Below are 25,746 nucleotides of genomic sequence, written 5' to 3' on the forward strand. Positions count from 1 at the left end.
AATTTTATTTTTTCAATATTAAAGGATTAATATCTGAAATTTCTATATTTATTGATTTATCAAAAATAATTTTATTGAAGTCTTTAATAAAGAATCTTGATGTAAAAATGGTTTTATAATTGTCGGCAAAGATTTCTATAGCAGATCTGTCAATGTACATTTCTACTACTTGTTCTTTTTCTTTTCTTAATGCATATCTTGGTGACTCAAATTCAAAGTCAACTTCTTCACTTTGTTTTGATCTATCTAAAATGATTTCTTTTTCTGTGAATTCAATAACAACTTCTTCATCTTTATCATTTTTTAAAGTTATTTTTAAATTATCATCTAAGTTAAATTTTAAATGTAGAGCTTGTTTGTTTTCAATTGAATCTGTAGTTATTTGTTTTGTATCAACTAAAACATTCTTTTCAAAATCCTTAAAGGGTTTTTGAACTAATGTATTACCAGATCAACTCAACTCACGAGGTATTGTTAACATTGAATGTCATGAATAATCATCAGTTGGATATTGAACTCCAATTGTTCCAAATCAACCTATCATAACCAACTTGTCTTTTACTCAATAAGTTTGTGGAGCATAAAAGTCATGTCCATAATCCATAGTTATCATTTCAAATAATTCATTTAGTTTTCCGTTTTCTAGATCTAAATCTTTAATTGCAGTATAAACAACATTTCTAGAATTATTTAATTCATACTTGTTGTCATCTTTGTTTCATCCTTCTGCAGACATCATAAATAACATTTTATCTCCAAGTAAATCTAAATTTGGACATTCTCACATATAACCATAATCTATTCCTAAACTTGGTTTTAAAGTTTTAAAATATTCAAACTCTTCTGGGTTTATCATTTTATAAAATGCAACACCTCCAAGTTTATCTTTTTGGTTTTGAACTCCAAAGATCATATACTTTTGACCTTTATATTCAAAAATTTTAGGGTCTCTTGTATTTGGAGTAAATTCATTTAAGTCTCCATTAATAACAACTTTTTTATTTAAAACTTTTCCGTCGATTAAATCAGCTGCAATTTGTACCTCTTCAATCATATGTCCGTTTTCTTCTATATTTCCTGTGTAATAAATTTTTACTTTATCACCAAAGTCATAAGCACTTCCAGAAAATGCACCAGATCTTTCTTCGTGAATATCTGGAACAATAGAGACTCCTTTGTCTTCATAAGTTACAAAATCTTTTGTTGTAACATAAAGTCAGTGTTTGAAACCATGATATGGTTGAATTGGACTTCATTGATAATGAATGTGATGAACTCCGTCTTTAAATAAAAGTCCGTTTGGATCATTTAACAATCCGTTTGGGGGCGCTAAATGATATAAGGGTCTATAGTATTTATCTGATTCAACTAACTTATTTGCATTATCAATATCTTCTTTTGTATGTTCATTATGTTTAAGTCATAATATTTCTTCTCTAAATTTCATTTTTAATCCTTTCTAATCTAAACTCTTTTACTCAGAGATAATAATTACATCTTTTTTTGAACCAAATTTAATAAAAGACTTTTTATTAAATTTGGTTTCATCTGCTAGAGCAAAGCAAAATTTAGATTTCTCAATAATTCTTTGTTTAATTTGACAATCATCAACACTTGTTGTGTAACAATTGTATTCGTTATCAACCGATGATACTTCTAAAAAAGAAACATCAAAGTTGTATTTTTCAATAAAATCAACTGCTCCAAAACCAACAAGTGATTGGTTTGTTGCATTATAGTTTCCACCAATTAAAACAATATCTTTAAAACCTTTTTCAAATAACTTTAAAAAGATTGGTATAGAGTTTGTAACAATATTTAAATGTTGACCAATCTCCAAGAGATCTGCAAGAAAATCAATAGTTGTTCCACCATCTAAGAATACAGATTCACCATCTTTAATACAATAAAAAGCTTTCATTGCAATTTCTTTCTTTTTATCAATATTTGTAAATGTTTTTTCATAATATGGTGTTTCTCTAACTAAAGGTTGCGCTACAATTTGGTACATTCCTAAATCCTTTACAACTTTCCCACTTCTTTCGAAATTAGTAAGTATTCTTCTAATAGTAGATTCTGGAATATCTAGTTTTTGCTGTAATTCTTTAAATGTTGGGTTTTTTAATTGTCTTATAGTTTCTAAAATAACTAATTGATTGTTTGCTTTCTTCATCTTCCTGGATCTCCTAAAACTGGATTTTGTTATCTATTCAAGATGCTTGTTCTAGAAAACCAATAGCTCCTACAGAGCTTAAGCTTTGTTTTACTTCCACAAGTGCATCTTTTGTAAATTCCACAATTTTATCGATTGATACTTTTTTTTCTTTAAAAAATTTATTTGATATAGACGACAATAATATATCCCCAGCACCTGCTGAATCTATAATTCTTTCTTCTATTTCGTTTTTAAAATAGAAGTTTTGATCATTGTAATATATTTCAATATCTTTATTTGATTTTGTATTTATAAGTACACTATTTTTTTTAATAAATTTTTTTATATCTTTGTCAATTCCAAGTAAACTGGCTTGTTCTTGTAGGATTTGAAGGTCTGAGTCTTTTAATTTAATTAAGTCTGCATTTTTTATAAAGTCCAATGATCTTTGAAAGAAACTTGATTTTCCCCCTCATGCATCATCTCTGTAATTAGGGTCAAAAACTATTTTTTTATTTTCTTTTATTGCAGACTTTAAAAGCGGTGAATATATTTTGGTATATAGATTATCATCTGACAGATAGAAAGCGCTTACAAAGTTAATCAAATCATATTCATCAACTTTGATATTGTGTTTATATGCAGAATCATTATCATCTTTGTATATAAATTTAAACTCAACACTTTTATCTTTATTTTTCTTTACAATCGCTTTTGTTGTAAAGTTTTTATTTACTTTGTTAATTACTTTTACCTTTAAACTTGCTAAAAATTTGTTAATTTCATTACCATGAAAATCCGATCCAAAATCTGTAATTAATGTAGATTCGTTATCTTTATCAAGTGCATATACAACCGCACAGTTTAAAGGTGCTCCACCAATTACGTGAACTATTTTTTCATCATTGAAATTAACAAATATATCTACTAAAGACTCTCCTATACTTAAACTCTTCATATCCTATCCTCCTTAAAATTATACTATACTTTTAAAACTAAATAGCTGTTTCGAAAAAACTCAACCTTAAGAAAGATAATTCTTAATACTTATTGGTATAGCCACAGACAAATACTATCTGTCTATTTATTTGGATTTTCTATTTTTATTAATTGATAGTATGCAAAGTCTATAATGGCATTTTTGTTAGTTTCAATGCTTAACTCTTCTTTAGACTCTCCGTCAACATATTTTAATAATGTAAAGGCACTTTCATCAGGAAATCTAAATTCAATAACTGTAGTATCCACATAGATTTCAAATTTTGAATTTTTATCTAAATCTGGTGCACTATAGGTTCATTTTTTGTTAAATTCTTCTTCTCCTTGTACCATTTCGAAGTCCAGTTTTCTTTCAACACTTATTTCATTTTTGCCAAAATCAATCTGAACATCAACATAATACATATCATCTGCAAGTTTTATTTTAACAATTTCATCATTGCTGATGTTAGATAACAATAAATCTAATTTATATGTTTTACCTTCAAAATTATTATCTGTTAAAAAGTTTTTAGTGTTTTGGGTTTTTCCTTTTTCTGGGGCCAAAACTTTTGCAACTTTTTCAAGCTTTGAATCATAATCATCATTGTTATCTCAAAAGTTCACAAACTCGTTTTTTAACTCGTATCTACCATCAACTGTTTTGATTAATTTAATTTCTCTTGCCAACGACATATTTCCATATCTACCATCATTTGGAACTGCAAAATTATATGATCAGTTGCTTACTCAACCAGTTGTTAAAAGAGAATCCATATCAGTGTTTTCTTGTTTTAAAGTCATCAGTTTTGCAGCATAATAATCTGGACCAAAGTCTAATCTTTTTGTTTCCTGACCTGGTTCTTCTATGAAAACAAAGTTTTCATCCAAAGTACCTACAACATAATAAGTTCCAATAGAAAGTCCGTCAGCATCTTTTCCGTGAATACCATTACCACCATAGAATAGAACTCATTTCTTTTCATTGGTTCCTTGTACTTTCATTTCAAAAAGATTAGGACACTCTAACATAGGGTGTTTTGCAAAATACTTTCCAATTTTTTTGTAATCTGAAGTTGGTTTATTTGATACCCATACACCAAAGTGGTCATCTTCTGCTAAGTACATAATAAATACATTATTACCTTCTTTATCTTTTCTTATAAAAAAGTAAGGGTCTCTAAAGTGTTCACTTGCACCTGGATTTCATAATATTGGTTCTGGTTTAACTGATGTAAAGGTATAACCATTATCAAGTGTATATCACATCATGATATTTTGTCCTTTTTTACTGAAAGATGTTGTTGCTGCCATTATAGTCTTGGCATCTTTTCCTTCAATATAATTTTTATCATAACCAAAAATGTTTTGTTTATCCTCATAAAAAGTACCAGTTGCTTGATCTCTAAAGTTAGGTGTATTTTTTGGAATACCTGGACCTTCATAAGTTCAATTTATTCAATCTTTTGTTGTGATGTGATATCAAACAGAATCATCAACTCCATGGTTGAAACCATACTTATCAAAATCTCCATCAGCATTTTGAAGAAAATAAATGTGTCATACACCATCTCTAAAGAATCCACCTTGAATGTCATTCATCATTCCTTGATCTGGATTTTGAGCATGAAATAAATTTGAATATAATTTATGATTTATTTTTGGCACCACATAATTTTCATCTTTTTTTCTTTCTTTCTTTAATTCTTCAGTTACTAAAACTTCTTCTTTTTCTTTCATCATCGTCTCCTTAAATTATTTCTAATTCTTTTTTTGTAAGTCTAATATTTTCAGACTCACAAACTTTAGAAGCTATATTAATTGCAAATCTTATAGCTTCATCTACATTTTTTGTTAAATGATATTTGGATATAAATGATCCTAGAAAAGAATCACCAGCTCCTACTGTATTTTTTACTTTAATTTTTTTAGCTTCATATTTTTTTAAAACTTTATCATTTGCAAAGAAACATCCTTCGGCTCCTAATGTAATAATTATATTTTTTACTCCTTTTCTCAAAAGGTAATCAACACATTCTAAAATAGCTATCTTTGGATTTTTCTTTGTGATACTTTCTGTCTCTGATTCATTTAAGATTATAAAATCTAAATTTTCTAAAATGGTTAAATCAAAACTCAAAGACGGAGAAGGATTTAAGAAAATTGTTACTTCTTTATTTTTTCTAACTTTTTTTATTAACTTAACACTTTCTTCTTGAGGTGTTTCAAGTTGAAATAAAATTACATCCCCTTCTTCAATTAAATCTGCTTTAAAATTTTCTGCTTTTCAATCTCAATTAGAACCTTTATTAACAATAATTCTATTATCATTTTCATGATTCAGTATTATTGCAGAACCTGAAACGTTGTTATTTTTTTGAATAATATATTTTATATTTTTATTAGTATCAAAATCTTTGAGTATTAAGTCAGCAAATTCATCATTTCCAATTGCACAACTAAATAAAACTTCTTTTTCAAACAACGAACAATAATATGCTTGGTTGTAACCTTTACCTCCAATGCTTGTAAAAAAATTATTACTAAAAGTTGTTTCACCTTTGTTTGGGAAATTTATTAAATTTAAATTAAGGTCTACATTAACACTACCCAATACTATAATCTTTCCCATTTTTATTTAACCATTACCTTTTCAAATACAACTTTGTCGTTAGTGTTTTCAAACATTGAGAATTGTCCAACTCCTTTGAAAATTGTGTCATCAAAAACTTGGTTTGAAACTATTTGTACTTCGTTTACAAATAAATTAATTTTATTTTGTCTAACTTCAATACTACATTTGTTTTTACCAATCTTAATTTGACAAGCGCCTTCAGAAATTATTTTTTTGTTTTGATAATCATAATTTTCTGTAATAAATACTTTGTCATCTTTAAAGTTGAAAGAAATTTTTTCAAAAATTCCTTCTACAAAGATTGATAATCCAAAGTTTGCGTTTTCCTTTGCTAAAAAATTTATTTGATAGGTAAAGTCATTTCTAAAGTTTTGACCAAAATAAGTTTCATTAAAAATTTCTTTATTTTTATTTACAATACCTTCTTTTTCAATTTCTCAACCATGTCTGTAAGTTGTAAAGCCCAAAATATTTTTATGAAATCTAGTTCAATATTCTTCTTTGGATTTTTTTAAATCCAAATTAATATAAGGAGCTCCGGTAATTTCAAATTCTGAAATATCCATTTTTATAAATCTTTTTTTCAAAGATTCTTTGCTATCATCAAGATAATATATAATTCCAACCTTATAAACGTGATCATCGTCAACTTTGGGAATTTCGAATTTTAGTTCTGTTCAATTATCTTTTACGATAATCTTTTCACTCTCAAAAGTTTTACCTTCAAGAGTCTCGACAAAGACGCTTCCTAATATATCTTGTCCAAATTCAAAATCTTCTTGTCTAACTTTACAATTTATTGTTTGACCAAAAAATATTTTTGGTGAAATTTCAGGATCATATCTTGAATCTTCAAAATCTTTTACTGAATAAAAACCATTAATGTAAGTTTTGAATTTATCGCCCGGGGTTAAGAAAGAAAAATATGATCTAAGAAATTTTTCTTTTTCAAAAACTTTGCAAAAATTTAATTTTTTTGTAAAGTTTTTATCTGAGCTCACTCAAGTTTTAAAACCTTTTTTAGCAAACTTTTGATCGAAATTTCAAACTCTTTTTTCTTTCACGCTTACTTCAGCATTTTCAAAATAACGTTTTGAAAGTTCTACAGTTCTCATTGCTAGGTCAGAAATATATTGTATGTTTAATTCACCCAACGCCGTTGAGCAAATTATTTCATCATTAAGAGGATTTATTCATTTTTCATCAATTCCGTCAAGTCCTACAAATACACCCATTATCATTCCTGTGTTTCCAAGGTTTGAATCTGTATCTTCTCCTGGTAGCAAAGTGTATTCTAATGCTTTTGTAAAATCATTTTCACAACATAATAAAGCTATTAAAACAATAGCAGCATTTGGAATAACATGACAAACACCAGGATATTTTTTAGAAGAGAAATAATTTTCTTTAATATATTTTAGATTATCTCTTCATTTTGGATTTTTACTTTGAAAATCAATTATGTCACAACAAACTTCTTTGTAGTGTGATGGAGGTAATTTATCAACAACTTTAAGAACTATTTCTTTTATGCTTTGGTAATTATCAAATGCAAGAGATACGCAAGCCGACATAAACATCGCTCCCACTACCGCATCTCCATCATGAGTTACTTTAGCCATTTTTTTTGCAAGTTTCATTGCTTCAAGTTTGTCAATTGGACTTAACAATCCTCAATGATCATTAAATATTTCTCCACCAATTTGTTCTGTTATATAGTCTGTATTTGTTTTTTTTGAACCAGTTAGTGGGGGAATTATACCTTCATTAATGTTTATGAAAGCTGTGTGTTCAGTAGCAATATTTTTACCACCCCACCACATAACTCCATGACCATTTGGAACTAAGTTCATTATTGCATTTGCAAAATTAGCACCATCTAAATTTTTTCTAGATAATTTTTTTAAGTTTTCTTGATAAATCATTCCTCAAATGTAATCATCATCTGATGCATATCTTTTATAATCTGTTAAATAGTTATCGTATTTATCAAAAACTTCTTCAATTTCTTCATTCTTTCACCCTTCGGTTGGGGTTCCATAAATAATTCCTATTATTTTTCCCAATCAACCAGAGTAAACTTTGTCTTTGTAATTTTTAGGATAGTCCATTACAAACAAACCTCAACTCTTTTTTTGAGTTTCTTTCTAATCGTTAGTCTATTCTTTGTTCTGTAAGTTCATTAAATAAATGATATTTTTTTATTTTTAAATGCACTTCTTTTCCAACTTGTACATCCATTTCTTTTGTTGAAGTTATAATCAAATTTGATTCGGGTATAATTTCACAAATAATTTGTTTACTCATACCTAAGTGCTCTACGTTAATAGCTTTAACAGAAAAATCTGCTTGAGCTTTATCAACTATTTCAAAGTCTTCAGATCTTACACCCATTATCACAGAACTTATTCCTTCATCTTTAATGATTTTTTTGTGATTGTCAGCTAGTTTGATTTTGCAATTTAAATCATTTAATGCAAAGTCTCCATCTTTTAATTCACCGTTTAATACATTGATTGTTGGTGTTCCTATAAATTTAGCAACAAATAAGTTTTGAGGTTTATCGTAAAATTCTTCAGGTTTACCAACTTGTTGTATAACTTGGTTGTTCATTAAAACAATTTTTGTAGCCATTGACATAGCTTCAAGTTGGTCGTGAGTTACATAAATTGTTGTTGTTCCCAACATTCTATGAATTGAAACCAACTCAGTACGCATACTTTCTCTTAACTTTGCATCCAAGTTACTTAATGGTTCATCCATTAAAAATATTTTTGGTTTTCTAACAATAGCTCTACCAAGAGCAACACGTTGTTGCTGTCCCCCTGATAACTCTTTTGGTTTTTTAAATAAATATTTTTCAATTTTTAATATTTTTGAAGCAGCTCTAACTCTGTAGTTTATAACTTCTTTTCTCTCTTTGTTCATTTCTAATCCAAATGACATATTTTTATAAACATTCATGTGAGGATAAAGTGCATAACTTTGAAACACCATTGAGATATCTCTATCTTTTGGTAGTAAGTTATTTACTTTTGTATCATCAAAGATTAAATCCCCTTTTGTAATAGAGTTTAGACCTGCAATTATTTTAAGTAGTGTGGTTTTTCCACAACCAGAAGGTCCTAAAATTACACAAAATTCTTTACTTTCTATTTCTAGATTTATATTTTCTAATGTATAAAATGAGTTACCTTCATATTTCTTTGAAATATTTCTTAGTTCAACTTTCATAATTTATCCTTTCACTCCTGCGGCAGATAATCCACCTGTAATATTTTTTTGTAATCCAAGGAATAGTGCAGAGATAGGTACTGCAATAATAATTGAACCTGCTGCAAATGATCCTTGTGCTTTTGTTGAAACTCCTCCAATTAATGTTCTTAATCCAGAGGCCATTGTATATTCTGAAATGTCATTTAATAACATTGGAGGTAACATAACATCTCCAAATGGTCCGATAAATGATCATAGAGCAATAACAGATAACATTGGTTTTGATAAAGGTGCTATGATTCTTGTGAAAATTGTTATACTTCCGCAACCATCAATTTTTGCAGCCTCATCAATATCCATTGAAATATTATCCATATAACCTTTTAGAACAAAAACGTTACCCGGGATTCCTCCTCCAGTGTAGATGATTATAAGCATAACCTTTCCGGTCATACCTATTCATTGATTTAAGATTTGGGTCATGATATAGAAGGCAACAAAACTTGATACTGTTGGAATCATTTGAATCAACAACACAGTCATAAGACTTATTTTTTTACCTTTAAATCTAAATCTACTAAATGCGTAACCAATTAAGGCTACTAAAATTACCATTGCTATCATACTTGTGATAGATATAACTAATGAATTTATCAATCAGTTAGTAAACTGTGTTTCTTTAAATAAGTAAACAAAGTTTGAACCACTAAATTGGAAATTAACAAAGTCGAATATACCTAGGTTCCCTAAATTACCGTTCATCCCTGAAGATTCATTTGAACTATATCAGTTAAATGCTTGAATAATTACTTGGAATATTGGATATGCAATTATCAATACCCATAAAGCAAGTATCAAATATATAGCTACAAGCATAACTTTTTGAGAACCTGTCATTGGCGGTTTGTCTGAAAGATATAATTTTCCATACGTTTCAGTCATAAATCTTACATATTTAATTGCTAGATTAGATTTTTCATTTGCAAAAATCATTTCTATATTATAAATAAGATCTTTTTGTCAGTAAGAAGCTGATGAAATTGTCAACTCTTCGCTTCCAAATATTTTTTTTATTTTTTTGTTATTCTCTAATTCAAATAACTCGTTTTTAACTACATAATATCTAATAGTGTTTTCCATTAGTTTAGTGTTTAATTCCATTTTTTCAAAAACAAAATCAACCACCTTAATTAAGTCATTAACATTTTCTCTGTGACTATATTCTTTAGGAATATTTTTCTCTACAAAGTCATCTTTAAAATTATTGTTTGCAAATACTTTTGATAATTCTTGACAAAATTCTTTTGATTCAATTTCTGCAAATTGAAGCATCATAATTTCAAATATTTTTTTAGCTTCTTTGTATTTAGAGTTTCTAGAAGAACTTCATGAAGAATATCCGTAAGCCAATGTTGCAAGTTTTATTATTGCAATAAAGTTTCTGTATTTGTTGTATCTAATTTTTTTTGATTTAAAATAACTTTCTGCAAGAGCTGCAATGTAATCTATTTTATCTGTTTTTAATAAAATATTTTTAGCAGCTCTTATTTCACTTGAACTAATTTTAAATTCCTCATTTAATACTTTTACTGAATTAGTTTTAGACAAACTATCCGTATTTTGTTTTCCACTCAGTGATAAAACTTTTAATTTTTTGGCAATTTCAACCATTGTCTCATCAGACATAAACAATCTGAATTTTTCGTTTCTTTTGCTTGGATTTAAAATCTTGCTCATAAAAGATACAGACTTAACATTTAATTGGTAATTAGGAATTATTGATAAAAAAGTTCTTATCAATTCTTTTGTGAAGAAAATATCTGTGTTTTGTTTTTTTAATTCATCAAACACTTCTTCTAATAAAGAGTTTTGTGAATTGAAAAGATAATCTTCTTTTAAATTTTCACTGCTAACCAAACTTGATGATACAAAATCTAACATTTCTTTTTGTGATTCATAGGTCACAAGAAATAGTAGAGCCAAATGATTACCCAATTCTTTTTGTCCAATCTTTGTAAAGAAATAATTAATTACACTGTTCATACTTAATCAACGATCATAAAACTCATAACTATTAATATTTTTCAATTTAAGAGTTTTTATATCTTTAACTGATTGTTCATTGTTATATTTTTCAATTTCATTATTTATTTCTTCATCTACATTACTTGATGCAATTTTTTCAAGAAGTTCATTTACTTCAACCAAATCAAGTTTAGAGTTCAATCCAAAATCTGAAAAAATATTTGGAATTAACTTTAATACAAACTCTTCTTTTAGTTTGTATTCTGGTTTGAATAAATCGTAAATATCAAATAATGCACCTAGATAATAATTTTGATTAATCAATTCTTTGTAAAGTTTTTTTACTTTTGGATCTTTTAATTCCACTGAGTTAAAAATCTTTTTAGAAATGATTTTATAGCTTTCACTTTTCTTGAAATTGCTTACATCATAATTGTTTGTAGGTTTAAGCAATTCATCAAAATGAAATTCTTTAACACTTGTTGAATGTTGTTCTATATTAATTTGTTCCATAATGATTCCTCTCTAGTTTTTAAATACTTTCATGTTTTTAAATCCAAATGCTGAAATACCTACAACAAAGAATGATGAAACAATAATGAATGACGCAGCCAATCCATATCTATACATTGTATCTGTTGTTGATAATTTATAAACGAATGATATAAGAATGTCTGTTATTCCAGGTTCTCCTGGATAAGGCAGACCATCAGGAGCTAATGCAACACCGTTTGCTCCATACAAACTAATTAATCCAAAGTTTGAAAAGGCTCCTGTAAATTGCCCTAACATAAGTGGAGCAATTTGACTAAATACCATAGGTATTGTTATTTTAAAAGTTTGTTTAAATCTATTTGCCCCATCAATAGATGATGCTTCATAAATATCTTTTGATATTCCTTGCATGATACCTGTTATCAATAAGAAAATATATGATTGACCTAACCAAGTGTTAATAAAGATAAGAGCTACCCTTGCTTGGGTTTGCTGGTTGGTCCATCCATCAACTCCAATGAGTTTTTTTGTAAGTGCATTAAAGTTTTCGCTTCCAAACAAAAGACTAAACATCATAATCATAATAAATGCAGGTACAGCTCAAGGTAATATGAAGAATAATCTAAAGAATCCTTTAAATTTAACTCTGTCATTATTTACCAATAAAGCTCCTAGTGTTCCTGAAATTATGGCACCAAATGCTGCAAACAGAACTCATAGAACTGTTCACAAAATTACATATTTGAATGATGATGAATATTTTCCACCAAAAATATCTCTAAAGTTATCAAACCCAACTCATTCAATATATTGTCCAGGTCTAGCAGGGTCATTTCCTCTACCATAATTTGTAAATGCAATAACTATTGTTGTAATAATAGGCAATAGTATTACAAAGATAATTGCAATAATTGCTGGGAAAGAAAGTATGTAAGGGGTTCCTTGAGTTCTTAAGAACTCAGTAGTTTGACTTCATTTTCTTTCTCTAATTCCTATGTTTCTTGTTCTTGATACGAATAATGCATCAAGCATACAACCAAGAACAATTAGAAAGGCTATGGTAATGAATATTATTGCCAATACCCCTTCAATTAAATAGAATCTTCCATCAGAACTTGGATCACTTTTACCAAAGTCAATTAAACCAAGGATACCTGGTCCCTCAACATTTGCAAATCCAAATCCATATAACATAAATCATATTACTATTGGTAATAGCAACATCATAAGCAATCCTTTTTTAGTTTGCCCATTAATGATTTGACCAACTCCAGGAATAATTCCAAGAATTGGAGCCAGTATAGTTTTTCATTTTGGCACTTCTACTGGTAATGTATTGTTTATGTCTTCAATACTTGAAACATATGATACTTTTGCTTTTTTCAAACCAAGTTTCATTGAGTTCTTTTTGTAAACATAATTAGATTTTGCTTTTCTATAGATGTTACTTTCAATAACTTCTCTTTTCTCTTGGGCAAAACCTTTTTTTAATTCGTTTAATTCACTTTTAGTTGAAGCGAAATTTAAGTCAGTTTTATATTCATCTTTTAGTTGTTTGATTCCTAATCTCTCTGACTGTAGATATTTTTTCTTATTGTTTTTTTCAGAATTCAATTCTTCTTTTGCTATTGAAACTTCTTTCAATAAATTTTCTTTAAGAATTTCATATTCTTTTACAAAATCTTTTTTTACACTTAATGTTTTTGTTTTAAGTTCTCAATCATAACTGTAATCAATACCTTTTTGATAAATTTCAATTTGTTTTTCAAGAGATACTTCTTTATCTTTTATTTTTTTAGCTTCTCTTAATTCTTTAGAAATTTGTTTATCTAATTCTTTTTTATCTTGGCTAAATTGTATAAAGTTTTTACCTTTACTTTTTTGATAAAATAACTCTCCGTTAAATGTAAATAATATTTTCATCTCTTTTATTTTTCTTTTAGAGATCAAATAAGTTTCTTTAATATATTTTTTATTTAAATCATAATCACGTTTTATAATTTTGTTCATTAATTTTGAATAACTAGAATTAACTCTTGAGTTTTCGTTTTTAATTTCCTTGTGAGAATCATTGTAACTTATTTTCGCAAGTTGTCTTCTAGCTTTTGCTTCAAACATTTCTTTTATAAATTCTTCATCTTTTGAATGAAAGTAATCTTCTAAATCATTTTTATTTACTATTATTTTTTTATTTGAATATTCTGCAAAGCTAGCATGTTTTTTAGTAGTAACAAATTTTAGATCTGATGATATTTTATTTAAACCATACTCATAACCAAATTTAGCAATTTGCTTATTTGTAAAAATAAATTTTGAATCTTTTTCATTTTTTACAGTTTCATCAATTTCTCTTTGAAACTCAAAAAATTCAAAGAAAGTCATTTTATCAAATTGTTCAAATACTTCTTCTTTATTCGAAAGAACTTTTAAATCTTCTATTAACATAATATTCCTTTCTAAAAAATTTGTTTATTTAAATTTTTCTTATTTGGGTTTTAACATCTGCCATTCTTTTATATCTTTTTGCATTATAAATATCATTTGCTATAAAAAACATTGATATTAATATAACTGCAAACATAATAAATTCAATTACATCAAAAGCTGTTATTCTTTTATTCAATATTGGATTTGCTATAGCAAATCCAAATCACACAAACAGTCAAATTACTATAAATAAGTAACCAACCTGAACTTTATTTAAAGCTAAATATATATAGAAACCAAACATGAAAACTATTATTACAGATACTATGTATTGTACTAATCAAGTTTTAATTGTTTGATTAATTACTTCCTCTACGAAAGTTTGATAATCTGAAGAACCAACAGCGTGTCCTGCATTTAATGCTCTAACATTTGCATTAAATGTATTATTTGATAAATCGTAAACCATATGAATGGTTATTAATATAACAAACAAAGCAACGACCGCCAATTGAGTTCAAAAGATTTTTTTATCTATATTGACTTTATTCATAACTTATTAAAAACCACTTTGTTGAAAAGTGGTTTAACAATATTAACCTCAGATAAATTCAGCTTTGTCTTTAGCTCATTTGTCTGTGAATTGAGTTCAGAATTGATCTGCCATTGCTTTTCATTCTGTATCATTTTTTGATGTGTTCATTGCTAAACGATATGTATCTCAAGTTGTTCCACTTGCTTGGTCTAAAGCTGTATTTGGCATATCAGTTACACCTTCATATCCTTTTGCAATTTCGTTTGCAGCATCTGCATAGAAACCATAACCTTCAGTTTTATTAAATTGTTCTACTGCAGCTTCTTTGTTAGCTTTGAATGGTGAATATTTACCATCAGTTATAGAGAAATCTGCTGAATATTTTGGATCTGATAATTCTTTAATTGCCAACATAGCGGCACCAGCTTTTGTTAAGTTTTCTCCATCTTTAGTTTTTTCAGAAACATTTGCAATTGTACTTTTAATTGCAAATCCATGTCCACCAGCTGAACTTGAAAGTGAAGGACTACCTTCGCTGTTATCAAATTTTAATGATGAAATATCTTTAACTCTGATATCTGCTTTTGGATCAGCTTGTTTCATAAATGAAGCATATGACTGCAAGTTGAATATTTCTAGTGCAGCCATACTTGTAGTTCCATCTCTTAGAGATGCAACTGTTGCATTATCAATAGCTTCATCACCAACTTGGTTGTATAATGCATTTCTCATTGGTTTTCCAAATGAGTAACCAAGTCTTACCATCATATCCATTACAAGTTTTGCATCATCTTTAGTTTTTTCATTTTCTCAAAGTGAATCAAAATCTTTGTAATTTTGTGAAGGGAATTCTCCAGTTTTTTGTCAAATTGTTGCTTTTGCAGAACCTTCAACAGGATTAATATCTGCATCATGTTTTTTAACCATTGCATTAAAAGCTGCAGCTACAAAATAACCTTTAAGAGCTTTTAAGTAACCTGTAGGTTTATAACCCATAGCTTCGTTAATGATTGCCATGTTTTCTAGAGATGCTATGGGATTTTCTCCAACAGCTGCTTTAACAGCTTCGTTTTCAAGAACACTTCCTGTGAAATGTCCATCATCTGTAATTCCAAACTTGTTGTTATCAAACATCATTGAAATAGTTTCAATAGCTGATGGAACTACCCCAAAGTATTCTTCTGCACCTGAATTTATTCGTGCAGCTTTTCAAGCTCTAGCTGAGGGAACACCTTGTGTAATTTCAATTCCACTATCTGTTTTTTTCAATCCGAAATGTTCTTCGTCATCGCTAGTTTGAAGTAAGTATTTTTTCACTAAGTCGCTTACGTTTAAAATGTTATTTTGATCTTTATATAACTGGTATTTAAAAGCATCCACTATAAATACATCTGGTATGCTTTTATCTCTAACTCCTTTGTTAGAAATTTGTACATAGTTTTCATACATATGTGATTCTTTAATTTTTGCTCTAAATTTAACTCCAGCCTCTTCAAATTTAGCATTTACAGCAGCAGCTGCTTTTTGATATACGTCTAATGAAGCAGGATTTGCTTGAATAACGATATCAGTATTTTTGTTTCCATTACCACATGCAACAACAGAAGCAGTTGATGCACTCACCAAAGTTATTGATGATAATAAAGTAAGTATCTTTTTCATTCATTTCTCCTCTCCGACTATTTGGTAAAATTTTTTCCAAATAACCTTACTTATAGTATATTTTTTTCCTTTTAATGTGTAAAATCACAAATTATCATCAAAAATGAGAGAAAGTGAGAATTTATGAGAGAAAGTGAGAGAAAGTTGGTTTTTGAGTTTTGAATATAACAAAAAAATGTTATATTCAATGTTATCTTTGTTAATTTTTGTTATTTTAGAAAATTCATTTTTTTCAAAAAAAAATTAGATTTAAAAATCTAATTTATCTTTTTTTTCAATTTAATTGATAGTAACTAAAGTCTAGATTTGAACCATCAGATGAGGTTATTGTTACCTCTTCACCTTTGCTTCCTATTGGAAATTTCAACATAGTGAAGGCTTTTTCATCTGGAAACTTGAATTCTATTATATTTCTGTCCACATAAATTTCAAGTTTAACTTCTTTATCCAATTTAGTAGGATATGTTCTTAATTTATTGAATTCTTTTGCACCCATAGCAAAGTCATGTTCAATTTTTCTATCCACACTTACTGTACTTTCTTTAAGATCTATTTTTGCTTCCACATTATACTTATTGTCTGCAATTTTAAATGTTACAGTTTCATTTTCTTTAGTATTTTTTAAATCTAAATCAAGTTTAAAGGTTTCTCCTTTAAACTTGTTATCTTTCAAGAAAGACTCTGTTTTTGAAACTGTACCATCAACTTTTTCGTCTACGCCAACATAATTGTTAGTTTTTAATTTTGAAGCATTAGTTCCTCTTCCAGTTTCATTTTTATGTTCTTTATTTCAAAAATCCACAAATTCTGAATTAAATTCATAATCATTAGTATCATTTTTTACAAGAGTTATTTTTCTTGCCAATGACATTAATCCAAGTCTTCCATCATTTGGAACACTTCAATTATATCCTCAGTTATTTGCTCAAGCTGCTGTATATAATCAGTCATTTTCTGTGTTTACATATTTATCTTTTCAAAAGTTAGCAGCATAATAATCTGGACCAAAATCTAATCTTTTAGATGTGAATGCTTCATCTTCTACAAATAAACCTTCGTCATTTAAAGTCCCCACAGCATAATAAGTTCCTGAAGAAAGTTTTGGATCATTTAAATCATTTTCATTAGACCCACTACCTCCATAAAATAATACTCATTTTTTTTCACCATTATTATTTCCATCCTTATCTTTTACATTCATTTCATATAAACTAGGACACTCTAACATTGGGTATTTTAGATATATTTTTTCTTTAATTGGTGTGAAACCTTTAGTTGGGTCGGATGATGTAAACACTTCAATAAAGTTATTTTCTGCAATGTAAGCTACAAATTGAGGTTTTCCATCCACCTCTCTTACAAAGAAATATGGATCTCTAAAGTTATCATAAATATCGATATTTGGATTTGTTATTATTGGTTCTTCTTTTACTGGACTAAAATCATATCCTCCATCAGTTGAATAATACATCATAACAGTTTGTCCAAAATCACTAAAAGATGCCACAATAGCAATTACAGTATTTTCACCATAACCAAAATAGTTATTAGTATCTACATATAAAGAACCAGATGATGAATCTCTATAGTGTTCTATTGATTTGGGCACTGACATGCCCTCATAATTTCAATTTATAAAATCAGTGGTTGTTACGTGATATCATATTGAACCTTCTTTTCCTGAATTTTCACCATCACTATTGAAAATCCCATCAGGATTTTGAAGAAAGTAAACATGATATTTACCATTTAAAAAGAAACCACCTTGAATATCATTCATCATTCCAAAGTCTGGGTTCTGCACATGGAACATATTGGTAAAAGTCTTTTCATCTAATTTGTTTGAAGCTTTATTTTTACAACTCACAGTAGTTGAAGAAACACTTACAACAAGTGAGAAAGCAGCTAAACCATTTAACAATTTTTTCATATTCTTACCTCTCTTGATTATTTACTCTTAAATAATCTTATAAATAGTATATTTTTTTAGCAAAATCTTGTAAAATCACAAATTATCACAAGTAATGAGAATAAATGATTATATTTGAGAAAAAACTAAATAAATATCTTACTTTACTAATTTGAAATTTACATTTATCTGTTAATTACATAAAAAAGATGTGTTAATTTATGTTAATTTATAAAACTCAAATAATTTTTTTATAAAATAACACCCATATAAATCAATAAAAAGAGCAGTTTTTTGATATAGTATTGTATTTTTTTACTTTTGTTATAAAATCACAATGTAACACAGTTATAAAAAAGTGAATGAATAATAAATGAAAGGGATAAAATAACAACAGTTGTTTTTATGAAAGAAAAAACGACGTTATTTTTTGTTGTATAAAAATGAATAAAGAGAGATTGAATAATACATGGAATTTTTTAAAAACCAAAAATAGTCATACTTCAAAAACCCTTTTGAAGTATGCAAAACAAAATAATATTAATGAAATGACATTTAGAAGAGATCTTCACCTATTAGAAAAGAATGGTTTTGTCAAACTTCACTATGGTTATTTAGAGGTTCTTACTCCAGAATTAGAACTAACTGAAAATATAAAAGTAATCAAATTAGTTAACTTAAATTTAAAAGAACAAATTGCTTTAGAAGCTGTAAAGTTACTAGAAAATAATGACTCAATATTTGTTGGACCAGGAAGTACTTGTGAAGTATTTGTAACTCAAATTAATGTGAGAGTCCAATTGCTTGTAACAAACGGAATTAACGTTCTAAGTAAAGCTTCAAAAAACAATTTTGTAAATACTTTAATTATGGTTGGGGGTAAACTAATTCACAATACAAGTATAATTGCTGGAAGTTCAGCCATTAACCAATTAGATGATTTTGCATTTAAAAAGGCTTTTATAACTGCGCAACACATAGATGAAGATGGCAATGTTTATGTTGATAATCACAGTGAACTAAATTTTATAAAAAAAGTTGTATCCGTTTCTGAAAAGAAATATTTATTAGTTGATTCTACAAAGTATAATTCAAAAGGATTAATTAAAATTTGTAATTTGATGCAATTTGACAAAGTGATAACAAAATAAAGATGAAGTGGACTTTGTCTGAGGATAATAGAAAATGACTTGAAAAACCTAAGATTAAATTTCTTAGGTTTTTTTATAATCTAAAAATTCAGAACTAAGTACGAAACATTAGAATAATATTGGTTAAAAATAAAAAAATACATTTATTACAATGTATCTTATTTTGCTAATTTGTAATTAGCGTCATTTACTTTTGATTTTTAATGGATTCAAGTTTTTCGTTTAACTTTTCAATTTCAAGTTTATAAAATTTTTCTTGTTCGATACTTTTTTGTTCTTGATCTTTTAATTTTGCTTCTTGTTCAGCTTGTTTTCGGTCTTGTTCAGCTTGTTTTCGGTCTTGTTCAATGATTTTTCTTTCTTGTGCTTCTATTTTTTCTAAAAACTCTTGTTTTAATCTCATAAAAGCAAAATCTTTTTTTATTTCAAAATCTTTAATTGCTTTTTCACAATCTTTATTTACATCTTTTAAATTGTATCTTTCTATTTCTCTGGCCACTGTTACGTTCATCCCTCTATTTATCTTTCTAATTACTTTGGTTGTATTTTCATCTTCAAATACTGCCTCTTTTATTTTATCGTTCTATAATAGTTAGAATACAGTGGGTTAAAAATAAAAAAATACATTTAATATAATGTATCTTATTTTGATAATTTGTAATTAGAGTAATTTACTTTTGTTTTTTAATGGATTCAATTTTTTTGTTTAATTCTTCAATTTCAAGTTTATAAAATTTTTCTTGTTCTTTTATTCTTGCTTCTTGTTCAGCAATTTTTCTTTCGTGCGCTTCCGTTTTTTCTAAAAGCTCTTGTTTTAATCTCATAAAAGCAAAATCTTTTTTTGTTTCAAAATCTTTAATTGCTTTTTCACAATCTTTATTTACATCTTTTAAATTGTATCTTTCTATTTCTCTAGCCACTGTTACGTTCATCCCTCTATTTATCTTTCTAATTACTTTGGTTGTATTTTCATCTTCAAATACTGCCTCTTTTATTTTATCACTCAATAATAGTTAGAATCCTGCGGGTTAAAAATAAAAAAATACATTTATTATAATGTATCTTATTTTGATAATTTGTAATTAGAGTAATTTACTTTTGATTTTGAATGGATTCAAGTTTTTTGTTTAACTTTTCAATTTCAAGTTTATAAAATTTTTCTTGCGCTTCCATTTTTTCTAAAAGCTCTTGTTTTAATCTCATAAAAGCAATATCTTTTTTTGTTTCAAAATCTTTAATTGCTTTTTCACAATCTTTATTTACATCTTTTAAATTGTATCTTTCTATTTCTCTAGCCACTGTTACGTTCATCCCTCTATTTATCTTTCTAATTACTTTGGTTGTATTTTCATCTTCAAATACTGCCTCTTTTATTTTATCATTCTATAATAGTTAGAATACAGTGGGTTAAAAATAAAAAAATACATTTATTATAATGTATCTTATTTTGATAATTTGTAATTAGAGTAATTTACTTTTGTTTTTTAATGGATTCAATTTTTTCGTTTAATTTTTCAATTTCAAGTTTATAAAATTTTTCTTGTTCGATACTTTTTTGTTCTTGATCTTTTAATTTTGCTTCTTGTTCAGCTTGTTTTCGGTCTTGTTCAATGATTTTTCTTTCTTGTGCTTCTATTTTTTCTAAAAACTCTTGTTTTAATCTCATAAAAGCAAAATCTTTTTTTATTTCAAAATCTTTAATTGCTTTTTCACAATCTTTATTTACATCTTTTAAATTGTATCTTTCTATTTCTCTAGCCACTGTTACGTTCATCCCTCTATTTATCTTTCTAATTACTTTGGTTGTATTTTCATCTTCAAATACTGCCTCTTTTATTTTATCATTCTATAATAGTTAGAATACAGTGGGTTAAAAATAAAAAAATACATTTAATATAATGTATCTTATTTTGATAATTTGTAATTAGAGTAATTTACTTTTGTTTTTTAATGGATTCAATTTTTTTGTTTAATTCTTCAATTTCAAGTTTATAAAATTTTTCTTGTTCGATACTTTTTTGTTCTTGATCTTTTAATTTTGCTTCTTGTTCAGCTTGTTTTCGGTCTTGTTCAGCTTGTTTTCGGTCTTGTTCAGCTTGTTTTCGGTCTTGTTCAATGATTTTTCTTTCTTGTGCTTCTATTTTTTCTAAAAACTCTTGTTTTAATCTCATAAAAGCAAAATCTTTTTTTATTTCAAAATCTTTAATTGCTTTTTCACAATCTTTATTTACATCTTTTAAATTGTATCTTTCTATTTCTCTAGCCACTGTTACGTTCATCCCTCTATTTATCTTTCTAATTACTTTGGTTGTATTTTCATCTTCAAATACTGCCTCTTTTATTTTATCACGATTAGTTTCATATTCAGGAGAATCGGGTGGAACAGTTTCTTTGATAATAGGAGTAATAGTTTTTTCCTTAAAATTAAACTTTAACCCAACATTAAAAGCAACATCAATCACATGTTCATCTTCAGTAACATTTGTAAAATCTTTAGTATCTTTGAAAGCGTTGATTATTTTTAATAGTTCATTTAAATTATTAACTCTAATTGATTTGGAAGTCTTTGTTGGGTTATTATTTTTTTTAATTTTGTCTTTCATTTTATCACCTCACTATTACTATCGTCATGAAAAGAAATAAAATGTACAAAAAAATGTAACTAATTTTAAAAAAAGTATAAAAAAACTAATGCCTAAGCATTAGTTTTGGTTTTTATAGCCCACATTTTAATTGTGCCCCACAGTTTGCACAAGTAACACATCCAGCTGAATCTATTAAAGTTCCAATTGTACACATTGGACATAAGTCTCCGACATCATTTCCAATTTTTTGTTCTTGTGTAATTTTTTTAGGTACGTCAGTTTCTTGAATTGGTGTCAACTCTTGTTCTTCTTTTAATAAGTGTTCGTCATCTGTGTCAAGTGATAAAACTTGTGTATCACGACTTCCGTCAACATAAACTGTTCCACCTTTTGCTCCGCCTTTGTAAAGTCTTGTATAAATTTTTTCAACTTGTTCAACTTTATATCCTTTAGGTGCATTAACAGTTTTTGATATTGATGAGTCAACTCATCTTTGAATGATACATTGAACATCTGCATGAGCTTCTGGTGCAAGTTCCATTGCACTTACAAAGTAATCAGGTAAAGGTTTGTCTGTATATTCTGGGTTATATTTTAATCATTCTTGAACAATTTTAGCTTTAACTTCCATGAACTTTCCAAGTCTTCCACTTCTAAAGTATGAGAAAGCAAAGTAAGGTTCAAGTCCTGTTGAACATCCAACCATTGTTCCAGTTGAACCTGTTGGTGCAACTGTAATTAGGTGAGAGTTTCTAATTCCTTCATCAAGAATTCCTTGTCTAATGTCTTCTGGCATTTTTTTCAAGAATCCTGATTCAATAAATTTTTCTCTATCTTCTAAGAATGGGAATGATCCTTTTTCTTTTCCAAGTTTAATTGATGTTCTATAAGCTGTTGTTGTTATAGTTTCAAAGATTTTGTCAACAATTTTGTTTCCTTCTTCTGATCCATATTTTACTCCAGCTCAGATTAATAAATCGTGTAATCCCATTACACCAAGTCCAACTCTTCTTTCACCAAGTGCTTGTTGTTTGTTTGGTTCCAAGAAGTATGGAGTTGAGTCAATTACGTTGTCTTGCATTCTCACACAAACAGAAACTGTTTTTGCAAGTTTATCGTAAAGAACTTCTTTAGTTTCTTTATCAACAAAGTTTGCTAAGTTAACTGCTGCTAAGTTACATACTGAGTAAGGTGCTAAAGGTTGTTCACCACAAGGATTTGTAGCAACAACTTTTTGACCATATCCTTTTGCATTTGTCATATCATTTGCAGTATCTAAGAAGAAAATTCCAGGTTCTGCAGAATAAGTTGCACAGAAGTTAATCAAATCTCATAAGTCTTTTGCTCTAATTGATTGATAAACTTTTGATGGATATCTTCTTTTTTCTCATTCGAATACATCCCCTATGTCAGCTCATTTAGTGTCATAGAAATATTTTTGTTCTTTTGTTAAATTTTCTAGATCTGGATATTTTAATTCTCAGTCTAAATCTTTTTCAACTGCTTCCATAAATTTGTGAGAAATTGTAACAGAGATATTTGCACCAGTCATAAATTCTGGGTTAGCAACAACTCATTTTCCTCCCACTTTCAATTTTTCTGCAGCTTCTTTTATAAGTGAAGCGTCAACATTTGTTGGATTTGCAATTACATTTTCATATAATTTTCTTTCAACTTCTGTTAAATATTCAAATCTTAATTTTCTATTTGCTTCTTGACGAATTAATTCACTTGGTGAATTATTTCTTAATCATAATAAGATGTTTGGGTTTTGCATTTTTGAAATAATAAACTCAATTACATCTGGGTGTCAATCAGCTAACATAATCATTTGAGCTCCACGTCTTGAACCACCTTGTTCTATTAAGTGAGTTAATAGAGAAAGGTCATTCAATCAAGACACAGCCCCACTTGAACGACCACCAACACTTTTTGCTGGTGCTCCTTTTGGTCTTAAAGTTGAACCATTTGTTCCAACTCCTCCACCTCTTGACATGATTTCAGTAACTTGCGCTCTATGGTGAGAGATTGCAGCTCTGTCATCTTTAATAAATGGCATTACATAACAGTTAAAGTATGTAACTTCACTACCACTTCCTGCACCGTATAAAACTCTTCCTGCAGGTATAATATTTAATTCACCAAGTTCTCTTGCGAACTCTTTTCCGATTTCATCACGAAGTTCTTCTTTTTCAACTTGTGCTAAGTTGTTACCAACTCTTTTTGCAATTTGTTCAAAGAATAATTCTAATGGTTTTTCTAGTTCATATTTTTGTTTAATAATCAGATTTTCACTGTTTGTTTCTTTTAATAACTCTGGATCTATTGCTCCCAAATATCCTTCGTCAACTTCAATTATATAAGTTCCGTTATCTTTAATTTCTTTTACATAACCAATTCCTCTTGATGGGAAAACTGGGTCTGCTTTAATAGTTGTGATAACTAAATCACCAACTCCTAAAGAAACAAGGTTTTTATCTTTTTGTGAATATCTATCTAGCATAACCATTCTTGAAACACCTTCAAACACCATTTTATCTGAATTTTCAATTGGATAAAGGTGTTTGAAGTATTTATGTATGTCTTCATTGATGTTCTCAATTTGCTTTTGATTGTAAAGCTCTTGCATTATAAATTCCTCCTGTTGATATTTTTTTGATTGCTTAAAAAGCGCCCAATAATAGATATCCACTAATCATTAGCCAATGTGTAAAAGTGGATAACTTTTTTATAATATATGAAAATACGAAAAAATCTAGTACTTGGAAAATTTAATTACCCCCTTTAATAGCCACAAGATAAAACACTTATTTTAAAGTAGATTGGAAAATTAAACCAATAATTTTTTCCATATTAACACTTATAATTTTGGATCAAAAAAACACCATTGTAACATGGTGTTCATATGCGCATATGATATTGTAAATTAACGTTTTGAGAATTGTGGTGCTCTACGTGCTCCGTAAAGTCCGTATTTTTTACGCTCTTTAACACGAGCATCACGAGTCAATAAACCTTTACCTCTTAATTCTGGTTTGTAGTCTTTACTTGCTTCTAATAAAGCTCTTGCAATCCCTAAACGAGCTGCTCCAGCTTGACCTGTAAATCCTCCACCTTTAACTGTAATTTTGATTGAAAAGTCTGATTTTGTACCTGTTGCTTCTAGTGGTTGTTCCATATCTTGAACTAAAGTTGCATATGGGAAGAACTCTAGAGCTGGTTTTCCGTTAACAATTATTTCACCTGTACCTGGAGTTAAGATAACTTGAGCAACTGAAGATTTTCTTCTACCAGTTCCTCTGTACATAACAGTATTTTTATTTGCAGCCATTATTTATTATCTCCTTTTGTGTTTCTTGTTATCACTAAAACTTCAGGGTTTTGTGCTTGGTGAGGGTGTTCAGGACCAGCGTACACGTGTAGTGCACGGTATTGGTTTGAACCTTGTACGTTTTTAGGTAACATTAATCTTACAGCTCTTTCAATGATTCTTTCAGGGAATAGTGCACGTTGTGTTTTAACGTTTCTTGATTTTAATCCCCCTGGGTGCATTGAGTGGTGGTAGTAGTTTTTATCAGATTCTTTTTTTCCTGTTAAAACTACTTTTTCAGCATTAACAATAATAACGTGGTCACCGTTGTTAATGTGTGGTGTAAATGTTGGTTTATGTTTTCCTCTTAAAACTTTTGCAACTTCAGTTGATAAACGTCCTAAAATTGCGTCAGTAGCGTCAACTACATATCATTTTTTAGCAATATCTGCTGTTTTAATAAGTGTAGTTTGTTTCATGTGCTTTTTCTCCTTCGCTTCCGGGGCTTGTGAGTAAGCAAATATATTATATATTAAAAAATAGGTTTAGGACAAGGGTTTATGATTTTTTTAAATAAAAAAGTGAATAATAAGCATTATGTCCTAAAAAAATAAAAAAATATTGCTTGTTAGATTTAGCTGCAAATCACATAAACTTAAAATA

At 28.1% G+C, this 25,746-nt stretch carries 21 protein-coding genes; 1 reads left to right on the top strand and 20 read right to left on the bottom strand.

Annotated elements, in window-relative coordinates; translation table 4 throughout:
* Nucleotides 1-4 precede the first annotated feature (4 nt).
* From SCHIN_RS05520 to SCHIN_RS05575, 12 genes are all read right to left on the bottom strand, one after another.
* A complete protein-coding gene (locus tag SCHIN_RS05520; RefSeq protein WP_166508628.1) occupies nucleotides 5-1,447 on the bottom strand; it encodes a glycoside hydrolase family 32 protein in 1,443 nt (480 codons plus the stop codon).
* 27 nt (nucleotides 1,448-1,474) lie between these two features.
* The gene (locus tag SCHIN_RS05525) at nucleotides 1,475-2,173 is read right to left on the bottom strand and encodes a DeoR/GlpR family DNA-binding transcription regulator (RefSeq protein ID WP_166508629.1); all 699 of its coding nucleotides are present in this window, start codon (nucleotides 2,171-2,173) and stop codon (nucleotides 1,475-1,477) included.
* A 13-nt stretch (nucleotides 2,174-2,186) separates the two neighbouring features.
* On the bottom strand, nucleotides 2,187-3,113 hold the full coding sequence (locus tag SCHIN_RS05530) for a PfkB family carbohydrate kinase (RefSeq protein WP_166508630.1): 927 nt from the start codon (nucleotides 3,111-3,113) through the stop codon (nucleotides 2,187-2,189).
* Between the two features lie 122 nt (nucleotides 3,114-3,235).
* Nucleotides 3,236-4,873, bottom strand: a complete 1,638-nt coding sequence (locus SCHIN_RS05535) for a glycoside hydrolase family 32 protein (RefSeq protein WP_166508631.1) — start codon at nucleotides 4,871-4,873, stop codon at nucleotides 3,236-3,238.
* A gap of 10 nt (nucleotides 4,874-4,883) precedes the next feature.
* Nucleotides 4,884-5,765: a ribokinase gene (locus tag SCHIN_RS05540; RefSeq protein ID WP_166508632.1), complete on the bottom strand. Its 882-nt coding sequence runs from the start codon at nucleotides 5,763-5,765 to the stop codon at nucleotides 4,884-4,886.
* Nucleotides 5,766-5,767: 2 nt separating this feature from the next.
* Nucleotides 5,768-7,879 carry an ADP-ribosylglycohydrolase family protein gene (locus tag SCHIN_RS05545; RefSeq protein WP_166508633.1) on the bottom strand — a complete coding sequence of 704 codons (2,112 nt, stop codon included), beginning with the start codon at nucleotides 7,877-7,879 and terminating at the stop codon, nucleotides 5,768-5,770.
* Between the two features lie 43 nt (nucleotides 7,880-7,922).
* Nucleotides 7,923-9,002 (bottom strand): ABC transporter ATP-binding protein, encoded by a 1,080-nt coding sequence (locus SCHIN_RS05550; protein ID WP_166508634.1) that lies wholly within the window; start codon nucleotides 9,000-9,002, stop codon nucleotides 7,923-7,925.
* A 3-nt stretch (nucleotides 9,003-9,005) separates the two neighbouring features.
* Nucleotides 9,006-11,522: a sugar ABC transporter permease gene (locus tag SCHIN_RS05555; protein WP_166508635.1), complete on the bottom strand. Its 2,517-nt coding sequence runs from the start codon at nucleotides 11,520-11,522 to the stop codon at nucleotides 9,006-9,008.
* Nucleotides 11,523-11,534: 12 nt separating this feature from the next.
* The gene (locus SCHIN_RS05560; RefSeq protein WP_166508636.1) at nucleotides 11,535-13,949 is read right to left on the bottom strand and encodes a carbohydrate ABC transporter permease; all 2,415 of its coding nucleotides are present in this window, start codon (nucleotides 13,947-13,949) and stop codon (nucleotides 11,535-11,537) included.
* A 28-nt stretch (nucleotides 13,950-13,977) separates the two neighbouring features.
* Entirely contained in the window at nucleotides 13,978-14,484 is a 507-nt protein-coding gene (locus tag SCHIN_RS05565; protein ID WP_166508637.1) for a hypothetical protein, read from the bottom strand.
* A gap of 42 nt (nucleotides 14,485-14,526) precedes the next feature.
* Complete coding sequence (locus SCHIN_RS05570) at nucleotides 14,527-16,128, bottom strand: lipoprotein (protein WP_166508638.1); 1,602 nt, start codon at nucleotides 16,126-16,128, stop codon at nucleotides 14,527-14,529.
* Between the two features lie 262 nt (nucleotides 16,129-16,390).
* Complete coding sequence (locus SCHIN_RS05575; RefSeq protein WP_166508639.1) at nucleotides 16,391-18,058, bottom strand: glycoside hydrolase family 32 protein; 1,668 nt, start codon at nucleotides 18,056-18,058, stop codon at nucleotides 16,391-16,393.
* A 422-nt stretch (nucleotides 18,059-18,480) separates the two neighbouring features.
* Between SCHIN_RS05575 and SCHIN_RS05580 the strand changes: the two genes are divergently transcribed.
* Nucleotides 18,481-19,188 (top strand): DeoR/GlpR family DNA-binding transcription regulator, encoded by a 708-nt coding sequence (locus SCHIN_RS05580; RefSeq protein ID WP_166508640.1) that lies wholly within the window; start codon nucleotides 18,481-18,483, stop codon nucleotides 19,186-19,188.
* Between the two features lie 187 nt (nucleotides 19,189-19,375).
* Here SCHIN_RS05580 and SCHIN_RS05585 read toward each other — a convergent pair whose 3' ends face one another.
* The 8 genes from SCHIN_RS05585 to rplM all read right to left on the bottom strand — a co-directional run bounded on the left by SCHIN_RS05585 (nucleotide 19,376) and on the right by rplM (nucleotide 25,562).
* Nucleotides 19,376-19,699, bottom strand: a complete 324-nt coding sequence (locus SCHIN_RS05585) for a hypothetical protein (RefSeq protein ID WP_166508641.1) — start codon at nucleotides 19,697-19,699, stop codon at nucleotides 19,376-19,378.
* 160 nt (nucleotides 19,700-19,859) lie between these two features.
* Nucleotides 19,860-20,195 carry a hypothetical protein gene (locus SCHIN_RS05590; RefSeq protein ID WP_166508642.1) on the bottom strand — a complete coding sequence of 112 codons (336 nt, stop codon included), beginning with the start codon at nucleotides 20,193-20,195 and terminating at the stop codon, nucleotides 19,860-19,862.
* A gap of 85 nt (nucleotides 20,196-20,280) precedes the next feature.
* On the bottom strand, nucleotides 20,281-20,499 hold the full coding sequence (locus SCHIN_RS05595) for a hypothetical protein (protein ID WP_166508643.1): 219 nt from the start codon (nucleotides 20,497-20,499) through the stop codon (nucleotides 20,281-20,283).
* 160 nt (nucleotides 20,500-20,659) lie between these two features.
* Nucleotides 20,660-20,962, bottom strand: coding sequence for a hypothetical protein (locus SCHIN_RS05600; protein ID WP_166508644.1), 303 nt, complete (start codon nucleotides 20,960-20,962; stop codon nucleotides 20,660-20,662).
* A gap of 160 nt (nucleotides 20,963-21,122) precedes the next feature.
* Complete coding sequence (locus tag SCHIN_RS05605) at nucleotides 21,123-21,791, bottom strand: hypothetical protein (RefSeq protein ID WP_166508645.1); 669 nt, start codon at nucleotides 21,789-21,791, stop codon at nucleotides 21,123-21,125.
* 112 nt (nucleotides 21,792-21,903) lie between these two features.
* Nucleotides 21,904-24,402, bottom strand: a complete 2,499-nt coding sequence (locus SCHIN_RS05610) for a vitamin B12-dependent ribonucleotide reductase (RefSeq protein WP_166508646.1) — start codon at nucleotides 24,400-24,402, stop codon at nucleotides 21,904-21,906.
* A gap of 297 nt (nucleotides 24,403-24,699) precedes the next feature.
* The gene (gene rpsI, locus SCHIN_RS05615) at nucleotides 24,700-25,104 is read right to left on the bottom strand and encodes a 30S ribosomal protein S9 (protein WP_166508647.1); all 405 of its coding nucleotides are present in this window, start codon (nucleotides 25,102-25,104) and stop codon (nucleotides 24,700-24,702) included.
* Entirely contained in the window at nucleotides 25,104-25,562 is a 459-nt protein-coding gene (rplM, locus tag SCHIN_RS05620; protein WP_166508648.1) for a 50S ribosomal protein L13, read from the bottom strand. The genes rpsI and rplM overlap by 1 nt, the downstream gene beginning before the upstream one ends.
* Between the last annotated feature and the right edge of the window lie 184 nt (nucleotides 25,563-25,746).

The organism is Spiroplasma chinense (genome assembly GCF_008086545.1).
GTDB lineage: Bacteria > Bacillota_I > Bacilli_A > Mycoplasmatales > Mycoplasmataceae > Spiroplasma_A > Spiroplasma_A chinense.